This window comes from Kocuria sp. UBA5001 (genome assembly GCF_002398425.1).
Classification (GTDB): Bacteria; Actinomycetota; Actinomycetes; order Actinomycetales; family Micrococcaceae; genus Kocuria; species Kocuria salsicia.
The window spans coordinates 63,340-75,194 of record NZ_DGYR01000010.1 but is presented as its reverse complement, the minus strand read 5'-3'; the positions used below and the strand labels follow the sequence as shown (position 1 = coordinate 75,194).

Below are 11,855 nucleotides of genomic sequence, written 5' to 3'. Positions count from 1 at the left end.
TGCGAGCCCGTCTCGCCCCGCCCGTTCAACGCCGCCCCCGGGCCGGCCACCAACGTTCTTTGGAGCATCGATTCCGTGAATCACCTCGACACCGCGACGCACCCGGACTCCTCGGGATCCCCCGCGTCGCACGGCCACGGAGCCACCGGGAGTCGCATCTCGGAGGTCGCGCCCGTCGGGTACGAGGGCCCCATGACGGCCGGTCGCAAGATCAAGGCCTACGTGGCACTGACGAAGCCCCGGATCATCGAGCTGCTGCTGGTGGCCACCATCCCCACCATGTTCTTCGCCCAGCAGGGTGTGCCGAACCTGTGGCTCGTGCTCAACACCCTTGTGGGCGGCACACTCGCGGCCGGGGCCGCAGGCGCGTTCAACTGCTACATCGACCGCAACGAGGACCGGCTCATGCGCCGCACGGCCAAGCGGCCGCTCGTGACGGGTGAGGTCAGCGACCGCGAGGCCCTCGTTTTCGCCTGGGTGCTCTCCGCCGTGGCCGTGGCCTGGCTGACTCTGGGCGTGAGCGTGCTGTGCGGCGTGCTCGGTGTGGTGGCGATCGCCCTGTACGCGGTGTTCTACTCGATCGTCCTCAAGCGCCGCACCGCCCAGAACATCGTCTGGGGCGGCATCGCGGGGTGCATGCCCGTGCTGATCGGGTGGGCGGCGGTGCGCGGCACCCTCGAGTGGCCGGCTCTGGTGCTCTTCGCGTTCATCTTCCTGTGGACGCCCCCTCACTACTGGCCGCTGTCCATGAAGTACGCGGAGGACTACTCCCGTGCGGGCGTCCCCATGCTCGGCGCCGTGGACACCGCGCGCACCGTCGGCGCCCAGGTGGTCCTCTACGCGTGGGCCACCGTGATCTGCTCGCTACTGCTCATCCCCGTGGGCGGGGCAGGCTGGGTGTACGGCATCATTGCGCTGGTCTCCGGGGGCTGGTTCACGTACCACTGCCACAAGCTCTACGGCCTGGCCACCGCGGGCAAGCCGACCCTGAAGCAGGCCATGTACGTCTTCCACGGCTCCATCGCCTACATCACGTTCGTGTTCGTGGGTGTGGCGCTGGACCCGTTCGTCGGCGGCCCCATCTTCTAGTCGCTGCGCGGACACCCTCGTGTCCGCAGAAGCCGCGCGGGCCACGGCTCAGACTACGGGTTGCACCCGCCGTAGGGCGCTCGCCCTGAACGGCCACGGTCGGATCATCCGACCGGTCGATGCCCGGTACCGGTAAGGCTCACCTAAACTTGTCCCATGCTCTCCATGACGTTCTCAGGCGTGACCGCCTATCCCGTGACCCCCCTGCACCCCGGCGGCGCCCTGGACCTCGACTCCCTGGAATGCACAGTGGCGCGGCTCGCGCACAGCGGCGTCTCCGGCATCGTCGTCCTCGGAACGTCCGGGCTCTTTGCCTACCTCGACGCGCAGGAGCGCGCCGACGTCGTGCGCACGGCCGTGAGGGCCGCCTCCGGCTCGGGTGTTCCGGTGGGGGTGGGTATCTCGGCCATCACCACGCGGGAGGTGCTTCAGCTCGCCTACTCCGCGGAGAACAACGGTGCGGACGGGCTCGTGCTGAGCCCCGTGAGCTACATTCCCCTGGTGTCGCAGGAGATCGCGGACCAGGTGGAAACGGTCGCCTCGGCCGTCTCGCTGCCGCTGTGCCTGTACAACAACCCCTCCACCACGGGTTTCACGTACCCGGTCGAGCTCGCGGCGGAGCTGTCCTGGCTGGACGACGTGGTCGCGTTCAAGGACACCGCCGCATCCGGCAGGCTCTTCCACTCGCGGCAGCTGCTCTTCGCCCAGCAGTCGGAGCCCGGCACCGTGCACGGTGCAAGTCGTGACCAGCTGATCGTGGACGAGCACCCGGATGCGGCGTGGCACAGCGGCATGGCGGCGCTGCTGGCTCCCGAGTTCGTTGCCTTCCACGAGGCAGTGACCCAGGGCAGGACCGAGGACGCCGCCGCGTGGAGCCGGGCCCTGCGGCCGCTGATGCAGCTGATGGGCCACGAACGCCCGCTGTCGGTGCTCTACGCCTTGGCGGAGGTCTGCGGTGTGCGCACGAGCGCCCCGCGCCGGCCCCTGCTGCCCATTCCGTCCCACAGCCGGGACGCCCTCGCCACGGCAGTGGCGCGCCTGCGTGAGACGGCGCCGTCGTCGACGTCGCGCTGAGCGTGCGAGGGCCCGTCACCGGGCCCGGGGGTGCCCCGGGTCGAGTGACGGGGCGCCCACGTTCTGGACCCCCGGGAACGGGACCCGCCCGAGCGATCCTGCTCCGGCGATGTCGCGCCGGGACGAGAACTGCCCTGGCACCCGGTCCGCAACCCCCGCGGCAGGACGCCGGGCTCAGCCGACGGGCTGCGCCGCGGCGTCGTTCTTCTCCCCGAGGTCGACGGGGGCCGCGTGGGCGTGCTCGGGTTGAGCGAGGTACACGGAGAACGAGACCACGCGCGTGGCAGCCCAGATCACCACGGCGGAGAGGACCATGTGCAGGGCCACCGCGGGGATCGGCACGTGGTTGAAGTACTGGTAGTAGCCCACCAGGCCCTGGGCCACGATGATCGCAGCCATGATCAGGTACGCGTTGCGCAGCACCGTGGGCAGTCCCTTGACCGTGCACAGCACGATCCCGGCCAGGACCGTGAAGGTCAGCAGGTACACGGGAACGGCGTGGGCGCGCGTGATGGCTACGGAGTCGAAGGCCAGGCGGGCGCTGGAGTCGTCCCCGGCGTGCACGCCGGTGCCCGTGACGAGAGTGCCCACGTAGAGGATCACTGCGCTCAGCAGCCCCGTGAGGATGCCGAGCACGAGCACGGCGGTGCGGGAGGAGTGCAGCTGACCCGGACGCTGGTCGTGCGCCACGGCGGAGAGCCCCTCGCGGCGCGTGTTCAGCACGAGCAGCGTGGACAGCGAGATCATGGCCGCGGAGATCAGGTAGTGCACGCCCACCATCAGCGGGTGCAGGCCCACCAGCACGGTGATCCCGCCCACGACCGCCTGCAGCGGGATACCGATGCCCAGGGCGAGGGCGAGCCAGAAGAGCTTCGGGTGCGTGCGGACCATCCGCATCACGGAGAGGAACATCAGCACCGCGACCACCGCCAGCACGAATGTGAGCAGTCGGTTGCCGAACTCGATGATCCCGTGGATGCCCATCTCCTGGGTGTTCGTCCAGGACTCCGCCGAGCAGCGCGGCCATGTGGGGCATCCCAGCCCCGATCCCGTGAGCCGCACGAGCCCACCGGTGAGGATCAGCAGCGAGTTGGTGAGCAGGGAGGCGACGGCGAGTCGCCGCACCCACGGGGTCACGGTGCTGGGCCACCAGAAGGAGTCGGTGGCGGTACGGGCGGCGGCGTCAGACATGAGCGGTGCATCCAGGGGCAGTGGGAACGAAGACGCTCCCAGTGTAGCCAGCGCGGCCTGGGAACCCCCGAGGACCCAGGGATGTCTCAGGCACGCCGGACGGTCCCCGGAGTGCCCGGACCCGGCGGGGACATCAGGTGCCTCCCTGCGATCAGACCCAGCGGAACCACTTGACGGTGGCGGCCCAGCTGAGGACCGCCCACACGCCCAGCACGAGCAGCGGCGCCAGGGTGGCCGGTATCCCCAGGAAGCACTCGCGCACCAGCTCACCCGCCGCCGAGGACGGCAGCAGCGCCACGAGCCGGGAGAGCCAGCCGGGCAGAGCGGTGAGCGGGAAGAGGACGCCACCTCCCGCGGCAAGGGCCACCCACACCACGTTGAGGACGGCGAGGGTGGCCTCGGCCCGCAGCGTGCCGGCGATGAGCATCCCCAGGCCTGTGAACGTGACGGCCACCAGGACGAGCAGGGGGATCGAACCCAGCACCGCGAGACCGGAGGGTCGCCACCCGAGCCACGCGGCCACGGCGGCGATCACGAGGTACTGGAGGACGAGCACGGCCAGGATGGCCAGCAGCTTGCCCGCGATGAGCCCCGACCGTCCCAGCGGGGTCGTGGAGAGGTGGCGCAGCACCCCGTAGCGGCGGTCGAAACCGGTTTGGATGCCCTGCCCGGAGAATGCGCTGGAGATCACGCACAGCACGAGGATGCCCGGAACGGCCACGTCCACGCGGGAGGCACCGTCCACGCGGTAGGGGTCCAGAAGATCGGTGAACGTCAGCCCCACCAGCGCCATGACGGGCAGGATCACGAGCAGCAGCAGCTGCTCGCCGTTGCGGACCATGGTCATGGTCTCGAAGAGGGCCTGGGCCAGCACGCGCCGGGACAGCGACGCCGCCCGGGGACGCTGCGAGGCGCTGCCGGTCAGCTGGTGGGACTGCGGTGCAGTGCCCGCAGTGGGGAGGTGCTGCGTTCTGCTCATCGGACATCACCGCCGGAGACCTCCAGGAACACGTCCTCCAGGGATCGGGGTTGCACGCTCAGCGCCTCCGGCAGTCGGTCGTCCAGTGTGGCCCACCCCGTGACCTCGCGCACGCGAGCGCCGTCGAGGGGGCCGGTGAGGGTCACGGTGCGGTCCTTGACGCTCCAGGTCACGTCCGTGAACCGTGGCGTGCGCCAGGGCGGATCCTCCCGCAGCCTGTGCGCGTCCTGCGGCGCGAGGGTCACGGTCATCACGAGAGGTGCCTCCCGCTCGGCGCTCACGAGTTCGGACACCGTTCCCTGCACAGCCACGGTGCCGCGGTTGACGATGTAGACGTAGTCGGCCAGGCGGGCGGCGTCGTCCATGAGGTGGGTCGTGAGGATGATGCAGACGCCGGAGTCGCGCAGCTGCTGCACGAGGTCGAAGACGATGTTGCGCGAGCGCGGGTCGAGCCCGGCGGAGGGCTCGTCCAGGAACAGCACGTCCGGGCGGCCCACGAGCGCGGCGGCCAGTGCCACGCGCTGCTTCTGGCCCCCGGAGAGCCGCCGGATGCCGGTGCCGAGGAACGGGCCGATGCCCAGCCGCTCCACGAGCTCATCCAGGGGCACCGGGTCCGCGTAGAGCCGGCTCACGTGCCGCAGCAGCTCTCCCGGGCGCACCGACTGGGGCAGTCCGCCGTCCTGGAGCATGACGCCCACGCGGGCGCGCAACTGGGCCGAGGCCTGCCACGGGTCCTCACCGAGCAGCCGGACGCTGCCGGAGGTGGGCCGCTGCAGCCCCTGGGCGCACTGCAGGGTGGTGGTCTTGCCAGCGCCGTTGGCCCCGAGCAGGGCGGTGATCCTGCCCTGGTGCGCCGCCATGCTCAGTCCGCGCACGGCACGGACGGGTTCTCCCCGGCCCTCGAAGGTCTTCACGAGACCGTCCACCTGCAGGGCCACGGGGGCGGGGCGGGAGGTCTGGTCCAGGCTGGCGGGAGCTGGGTGGGGCGGGGTCTGCACCCGGTCAGTCTAGGACCTCGGCCGGACCCGCGGCAGCACCCGCGGCCACGGCGGCCGGGAACGACGTCGCGGCGCGCGGGGGTGCCGGACGGCCGCTCCCGGGGGCGGCGCGGAGCACCGGGAGCGTTTTGACGGGAATGGAATAAGGCATACGCTCGTTGTGTATTGCGTGTTCAGCGCGCGGTGCCGTCCCCGGGACGGACAGGTGCGCCGAACGCACCCCACTCACCTCTCTCCCGTAAGGATGTTGCACGGAGCATGAGTTCACCGGCCACGGACCGCGCACCCGCGGTCCGCTCGGAGCAGGACGACACCACCCGTTCGCGGGTGCTCTCCCTGGTGCTCGCCCACGGCCCCATCTCGGCGGCGCAGATCGCCAAGGACCTCGGCCTCACCCCGGCCGCCGTGCGCCGCCACCTGGACGCGCTCGAGGCCGAACTGATCATCGAGGTCTCCCCGGTGCGCAGTACGCGCTCCGGCGCGGGGCGCCCCGCCCGGCGCTACGTCGTCGCCCCCGGGGGCCACGAGCAGCTCGGCCACGACTACCTGGGACTGGCCCGGGAAGCCATCGACACGATGCAACGGGTGGGCGGGGACGAGCTTCTCCGCGCGTTCGTCGTAAGCCACATGGACCAGATGCGCGAGCGCTACCGCCCGCAAGTCGAAGCGGCCGGGGACGACGTCGAGGACCGCCTCAGCGCCCTCACCGCAGCCATGAGCCGCGACGGTTTCGTGGCCTCCCACACCACGGTCACGCCGCGGGGCCCCAAGGGCGTGGCGCTGCGCTCCGCCCAGCTGTGCCAGGGCCACTGTCCCATCCAGGAGATCGCGAACGAGCACCCCGAGTTCTGCGAGCAGGAGACGGAGCTGATCTCCGAGCTGCTGGACGTGGACGTCCGCAGGCTGTCCACCATGGCGGCCGGGGCCCACGTCTGCACCACACACGTCCCGCTGCAGCTTCGCAGCGCGGGATCCACACACTCCACCAACCACACAACCGCACGACAGGGAGGGTTGTCATGACCGAGCGCATCGTGCCCGCGGAGACCGCGGGCGACATGACAGGCGACACCACGATTTCCGAGATCCTGGAGATGAACCCGGAGCTCGAGGGGATCGGGCAGTACCAGTACGGATGGTCCGACAAGAACGATGCCGGCGCCTCCGCGCGCCGCGGCATCAACGAAGAGGTGGTCCGGGACATCTCGGCCAAGAAGAGCGAGCCGGACTGGATGACGCAGCTGCGTCTGAAGGGCCTGAAGTTCTTCGACCGCAAGCCCATGCCCACGTGGGGCGCGGACCTCTCGGGGATCGACTTCGACAACATCAAGTACTTCGTGCGCTCCACCGAGCAGCAGGCCGGCTCCTGGGAGGAGCTGCCGGACGACATCCGCAATACGTACGAGAAGCTCGGCATCCCGGAGGCGGAGCGCAACCGCCTGGTGGCCGGTGTGGCCGCCCAGTACGAGTCCGAGGTGGTGTACCACCAGATCCGCGAGGACCTCGAGGCGCAGGGAGTGATCTTCCTGGACACGGACACCGCGCTGAAGGAGCACCCGGAGTTCTTCGAGGAGTACTTCGGCACGGTGATCCCGGTGGGCGACAACAAGTTCGCCGCGCTGAACACCGCCGTGTGGTCAGGTGGCTCGTTCGTGTACGTGCCCAAGGGCGTGCACGTGGACATTCCCCTGCAGGCCTACTTCCGCATCAACACGGAGAACATGGGCCAGTTCGAGCGCACGCTGATCATTGCGGACGAGGACTCCTACGTCCACTACATCGAGGGCTGCACGGCGCCGATCTACAAGACGGACTCGCTGCACTCCGCCGTGGTGGAGATCATCTGCAAGAAGAACGCACGCGTGCGGTACACGACCATCCAGAACTGGTCCAACAACGTGTACAACCTGGTGACCAAGCGCGCGATCGCCCACGAGGGCGCCACCATGGAGTGGATCGACGGCAACATCGGCTCCAAGGTCACGCAGAAGTACCCGGCGGTCTACATGACTGGTGAGCACGCTCGCGGCGAGACCCTGTCGATCGCCTTCGCGGGCGAGGGCCAGCACCAGGACACGGGTTCCAAGATGGTGCACATCGCCCCGAACACGTCCTCCTCGATCGTCTCCAAGTCCGTGGCCCGCAACGGCGGCCGCTCGGCCTACCGCGGACTGGTGCAGGTGCGCGAGGGCGCCACCCACTCGAAGTCCAACGTGGTCTGCGACGCCCTGCTGGTGGACACGATCTCCCGCTCGGACACGTACCCGTACGTGGACATCCGTGAGGACGACGTCACCATGGGCCACGAGGCCACGGTCTCGCGAGTCTCCGAGGAGCAGCTGTTCTACCTGATGCAGCGCGGCATGCCGGAGGAGGAGGCCATGGCGATGATCGTCCGCGGCTTCGTCGAGCCGATCGCCCGCGAGCTGCCCATGGAGTACGCCCTCGAGCTCAACCGTCTCATCGAACTGCAAATGGAAGGATCCGTTGGCTGATATGTCCACCACTGATCAGACCGCCCGCGACACCCAGGACACGAGCGAGGAGGTGGGCGGGGTCCCCACCGGTGAGGACCGCGTGGCCATCCCCGGCATGAGCCAGGAGGGCGAGACCCTGCAGGAGGGCCGCAACCAGGCTGGTGAGCCCGAGATCAGGCACACGCAGCACGGTGACATCTCGGGTGTGCCCGACTCCTCGCGCGCCGGGCGCTTCACGTCCTACGACGTCGCGGACTTCCCGCCGCTGACCAGCACGCTCGAGGACTGGCGCTTCACGCCCCTGAAGCGGCTGCGCGGTCTCGACGACGCCGCCCTGGACGGTCCAGCCCCCGCGGTCTCCGTCACCGGGGACGACGCCGTGGAGGTCACCTCGGTGCCCCGCGACGACGCCCGCATCGGCTCGGCCGGCATCCCCGAGGACCGGGTCTCCGCAAACGCGTGGTCCTCCTTCCGCGAGGCCACCGTCATCTCGATCCCCCGTGACGCGGAGGTCCAGGAGCCCCTGATCGTCACGTTCACCGGCGAGTCGGACCGCCCGGCGGCCCAGCACGTGGTGATCGACGCGGGGGAGAACTCCCGCGCGCTCGTGGTGCTGCGCCACGTGGGCACGGCCGTGCTGTCCCAGAACGTGGAGTTCTCCGTCTCCGACGGCGCCTCCCTCACCGTGGTCTCGCTGCAGGAGTGGACGGACGACTCCGTCCACGCGTCCTCGCAGCAGGCCCGCCTGGGCAAGGACGCCACGTTCAAGCACGTGCTCGTGAGCCTCGGAGGGGACCTCGTGCGCGTCACGCCGTCCACCCGCTTCACCGCAACCGGCGGCGACGTGGCCATGTACGGTCTCACGTTCGTGGACGAGGGCCAGCACCTTGAGTCCCGCCTGTTCGTGGATCACTCGGTGCCGCGCTGCAAGTCCCGCGTGAACTACAAGTCCGCGCTGCAGGGTGAGAACGCCCACGGCGTGTGGGTCGGGGACGTCCTGATCCGCGCGGAGGCCGAGGGCACGGACACCTACGAGCTCAACCGCAACCTGATCCTCAACGACGGCCCCCGTATGGACTCGGTGCCGAACCTGGAGATCGAGACCGGCTTGATCGCCGGCGCAGGCCACGCCTCCACCACGGGCCAGCTGGACGACGAGCACCTGTACTACCTGATGTCCCGCGGCATCCCGGAGGACCAGGCACGCCGCCTGGTCGTGCGCGGATTCCTCTTCGAGATCATCCAGCAGGTGGGCGTCGAGGCCCTCGAGGAGCAGCTGCGCGCGTCCCTCGAGGACGAGCTCGCCCGCACCGAGAACTGAGACCGGCCCCGCGCCGCAGCCCTCACCCACGTACGTCGCACCCGAGCCCGTGACCGGGCCTGTGCCCACGACCACAAGGAGAATCACCCCATGTCAACTCTGGAGATCAAGGACCTCCACGCGTCCGTCATCCTGGACGACGAGACCACCAAGCCCATCCTCAAGGGCGTGAACCTGACCATCAACTCCGGTGAGGTGCACGCGATCATGGGCCCCAACGGCTCGGGCAAGTCCACGCTGGCCTCCACCATCGCCGGTCACCCCAAGTACCAGGTGGACTCCGGCTCCGTGACCCTGGACGGCCAGGACGTGCTGGCCATGTCCGTCGACGAGCGGGCGCGCGCCGGGCTCTTCCTGGCCATGCAGTACCCCGTGGAGATCCCGGGCGTGACCACCTCCAACTTCCTGCGCTCGGCCAAGACGGCCGTCGACGGCGAGGCCCCCTCCCTGCGCACGTGGACCAAGGACGTCCGCGCCGCCATGGAGAAGCTGAAGATCGACACGGACATGCTGCTGCGCAACGTGAACGAGGGCTTCTCCGGCGGTGAGAAGAAGCGTCACGAGATCCTGCAGCTCGAGATCCTCAAGCCGAAGATCGCGCTGCTTGACGAGACCGACTCCGGTCTGGACGTCGACGCCCTGAAGATCGTCTCCGAGGGCGTCAACCGCGCCCTTGAGCAGGACAACACCGGCATCATGCTGATCACGCACTACACCCGGATCCTGCGCTACATCAAGCCGCAGTTCGTCCACGTGTTCTCGGACGGCCGCGTGGTGGACCAGGGCGGACCCGAGCTCGCGGAGCAGCTCGAGAACGAGGGCTACGACCGCTACGTGCAGGCCGCCGCCAAGTAGGCGCGGCGCACACGAGACCGGAGGAGGATTCCGTGAGTGATTCCACCGAGACCGCCGCGGCGGAGCAGGGCCCCAAGGGCCAGGCCTCGCTCGCGGAGATCGAGGACCTGCTGAAGAACGTGATCGACCCGGAGCTGGGCGTGAACGTCGTGGACCTGGGCCTGCTGTACGGCCTGCAGTACCAGGACGATGACTCCCTGCGCCTCGACATGACCCTGACCACGGCGGCCTGCCCGCTGCAGGACGTCATCGAGGAGCAGGTTGCCCAGAACCTCTCGCCCACCGTGGACGAGTGGCACGTGAACTGGATCTGGATGCCCCCGTGGGGTCCGGAGCGGATCACCGAGGACGGCCGGGACCAGATGCGGGCGCTGGGCTTCAACATCTGAGGTCCGAACCACCGCCACGGTACGGCAGGACATGACCGCCACCAGGGCACGACCACCACGGTCGTGCCCTGTTCCGTATCCGGGGTCTCGCTGGAAAATGTCCGGGTCCTCCACAGGCCGTCCGGTCCGCCCGGAGCGGGACCGCCACCGGGCACGGTGCTAGATTCGGAACCGACCACCCGCGACTGTGAGGACTCATGTGCAACGCCACCTGCCCCAGCTCTCGGAGCTCAAGCCACTCATGCGGTTCGGCTCCTTCAACCCGGACCGCCGTGCTGCCCGGCTCGCCAAGGCGGCGGACGTGGAGGCGCTGCGGCGGATCGCGCGGCGTCGCACCCCGAAACCCGCGTTCGACTACGTGGACGGCGCTGCCGGCCAAGAACTGACCTACCGGCGCAGCCGCAAGGCGTTCGAGTCCGTGGAGCTGCTGCCGAAGATCCTGCACGGCACTGACACGGCAGATCTCAGCACGGAGATCGCGGGCTTCCGCAGCGCGCTGCCGTTCGGGATCGCGCCCACCGGGTTCACGCGTTTCATGCACGCAGAGGGTGAGATCGGGGGAGTGCGGGCCGCCGAGAAGGCCGGGATCCCGTTCTCACTGTCGACCATGGGCACGCGCTCCATCGAGGAGGTGCGGGACGCCGCCCCGGACGCCGAGCGCTGGTTCCAGCTCTACCTGTGGCGCGACCACGCGGCGTCGCTGGACCTGCTGCAGCGCGCGAAGGCCGCCGGTGTGGGCACGCTGCTCGTCACCGTGGACACGCCAGTTCCCGGTCAGCGGCTGCGGGACGTCCGCAACGGCATGGTCATCCCGCCGCGCCTGACGCCCGGCACCGTGCTGGACGCCTCCTACCGGCCCGAGTGGTGGTTCAATTTCCTGACCACGGACTCGCTGAAGTTCGCGTCCCTCTCGAACACGTCCTCCACGCTGGCGGACCTGATCTCCTCGATGTTCGACCCCGGCCTGGACCTGGACGACCTCGCCTGGATCCGCGAGCAGTGGGACGGCCAGCTGTTCGTGAAGGGTGTCCTCACTCGCGACGACGCCCGGCGGGCCATGAGCGTGGGCGCGGACGGGCTCGTGGTCTCCAACCACGGCGGCCGCCAGCTGGACCGGGCACCCGTGGCGCTGACCTCTCTGCCGGGCGTGCGCGAGGAGGTGGGCCCGGGCGTCCCCCTGATCCTGGACTCCGGAGTCCTCTCCGGCGCGGACGTGGTGACCGCGCTGTGCGCCGGCGCGGACTTCGTGCTGATCGGGCGGGCGTACCTGTACGGACTCATGGCCGGCGGCGAGCAGGGTGTCTCGCGGGTGATCGAGCTGCTGGAGGCGCAGATCCGCACGGACATGATGCTCATGGGAGCCGGGTCGATCGCGGACCTGGGCCCCACGTCGATGCGCGCACCGTGGCTGGAGCGGGCGGGGAACACGGATCGGGCCTGAACCGCGCCAGGACCCCGGAGCAGAGGTCGGCCCGAGGGTGG

At 69.6% G+C, this 11,855-nt stretch carries 11 protein-coding genes; 8 read left to right on the top strand and 3 right to left on the bottom strand.

The features are described 5' to 3' along the window. The first annotated feature begins 192 nt into the window (after positions 1 to 192). Both B3G12_RS06655 and B3G12_RS06650 read left to right on the top strand, forming a co-directional pair. Positions 193 to 1,089 carry a heme o synthase gene (locus B3G12_RS06655; RefSeq protein ID WP_094394788.1) on the top strand — a complete coding sequence of 299 codons (897 nt, stop codon included), beginning with the start codon at positions 193 to 195 and terminating at the stop codon, positions 1,087 to 1,089. A gap of 156 nt (positions 1,090 to 1,245) precedes the next feature. Next, the gene (locus tag B3G12_RS06650; RefSeq protein WP_290499767.1) at positions 1,246 to 2,163 is read left to right on the top strand and encodes a dihydrodipicolinate synthase family protein; all 918 of its coding nucleotides are present in this window, start codon (positions 1,246 to 1,248) and stop codon (positions 2,161 to 2,163) included. Positions 2,164 to 2,337: 174 nt separating this feature from the next. Here the strand turns inward: B3G12_RS06650 and B3G12_RS06645 are convergent, their stop codons facing one another. From B3G12_RS06645 to B3G12_RS06635, 3 genes are all read right to left on the bottom strand, one after another. Further along, positions 2,338 to 3,354, bottom strand: a complete 1,017-nt coding sequence (locus tag B3G12_RS06645; protein ID WP_144942661.1) for a COX15/CtaA family protein — start codon at positions 3,352 to 3,354, stop codon at positions 2,338 to 2,340. 151 nt (positions 3,355 to 3,505) lie between these two features. Next, entirely contained in the window at positions 3,506 to 4,333 is an 828-nt protein-coding gene (locus B3G12_RS06640) for an ABC transporter permease (protein ID WP_290499766.1), read from the bottom strand. Continuing rightward, a complete protein-coding gene (locus B3G12_RS06635; RefSeq protein ID WP_244944651.1) occupies positions 4,330 to 5,331 on the bottom strand; it encodes an ABC transporter ATP-binding protein in 1,002 nt (333 codons plus the stop codon). The genes B3G12_RS06640 and B3G12_RS06635 overlap by 4 nt, the downstream gene beginning before the upstream one ends. A gap of 258 nt (positions 5,332 to 5,589) precedes the next feature. On the opposite strand from B3G12_RS06635, the gene B3G12_RS06630 reads away from it, so the two are divergent. The 6 genes from B3G12_RS06630 (at position 5,590) to B3G12_RS06605 (ending at position 11,814) form a co-directional block, all read left to right on the top strand. Further along, a complete protein-coding gene (locus B3G12_RS06630; RefSeq protein WP_094394014.1) occupies positions 5,590 to 6,354 on the top strand; it encodes a helix-turn-helix transcriptional regulator in 765 nt (254 codons plus the stop codon). Further along, complete coding sequence (gene sufB / locus B3G12_RS06625) at positions 6,351 to 7,826, top strand: Fe-S cluster assembly protein SufB (RefSeq protein WP_094394012.1); 1,476 nt, start codon at positions 6,351 to 6,353, stop codon at positions 7,824 to 7,826. Before B3G12_RS06630 ends, sufB begins: the two co-directional genes overlap by 4 nt. A gap of 1 nt (position 7,827) precedes the next feature. Continuing rightward, positions 7,828 to 9,129, top strand: a complete 1,302-nt coding sequence (sufD, locus tag B3G12_RS06620; protein WP_290499765.1) for a Fe-S cluster assembly protein SufD — start codon at positions 7,828 to 7,830, stop codon at positions 9,127 to 9,129. Between the two features lie 90 nt (positions 9,130 to 9,219). Next, positions 9,220 to 9,984: a Fe-S cluster assembly ATPase SufC gene (gene sufC, locus B3G12_RS06615; protein WP_094394010.1), complete on the top strand. Its 765-nt coding sequence runs from the start codon at positions 9,220 to 9,222 to the stop codon at positions 9,982 to 9,984. Between the two features lie 32 nt (positions 9,985 to 10,016). Beyond that, on the top strand, positions 10,017 to 10,373 hold the full coding sequence (locus tag B3G12_RS06610; RefSeq protein WP_396350887.1) for a metal-sulfur cluster assembly factor: 357 nt from the start codon (positions 10,017 to 10,019) through the stop codon (positions 10,371 to 10,373). A gap of 199 nt (positions 10,374 to 10,572) precedes the next feature. Next, entirely contained in the window at positions 10,573 to 11,814 is a 1,242-nt protein-coding gene (locus B3G12_RS06605; protein WP_290499764.1) for an alpha-hydroxy acid oxidase, read from the top strand. The last annotated feature ends 41 nt before the right edge of the window (positions 11,815 to 11,855 follow it).

Bases quoted from the DNA above. Each gene is read 5' to 3' on its own strand.
- B3G12_RS06655 (WP_094394788.1), top strand. From the start codon at position 193: ATGACGGCCGGTCGCAAGATCAAGGCCTACGTGGCACTGACGAAGCCC.
- B3G12_RS06650 (WP_290499767.1), top strand. From the start codon at position 1,246: ATGCTCTCCATGACGTTCTCAGGCGTGACCGCCTATCCCGTGACCCCC.
- B3G12_RS06645 (WP_144942661.1), bottom strand. From the start codon at position 3,354: ATGTCTGACGCCGCCGCCCGTACCGCCACCGACTCCTTCTGGTGGCCC.
- B3G12_RS06640 (WP_290499766.1), bottom strand. From the start codon at position 4,333: ATGAGCAGAACGCAGCACCTCCCCACTGCGGGCACTGCACCGCAGTCC.
- B3G12_RS06630 (WP_094394014.1), top strand. From the start codon at position 5,590: ATGAGTTCACCGGCCACGGACCGCGCACCCGCGGTCCGCTCGGAGCAG.
- sufB (WP_094394012.1), top strand. From the start codon at position 6,351: ATGACCGAGCGCATCGTGCCCGCGGAGACCGCGGGCGACATGACAGGC.
- sufD (WP_290499765.1), top strand. From the start codon at position 7,828: ATGTCCACCACTGATCAGACCGCCCGCGACACCCAGGACACGAGCGAG.
- sufC (WP_094394010.1), top strand. From the start codon at position 9,220: ATGTCAACTCTGGAGATCAAGGACCTCCACGCGTCCGTCATCCTGGAC.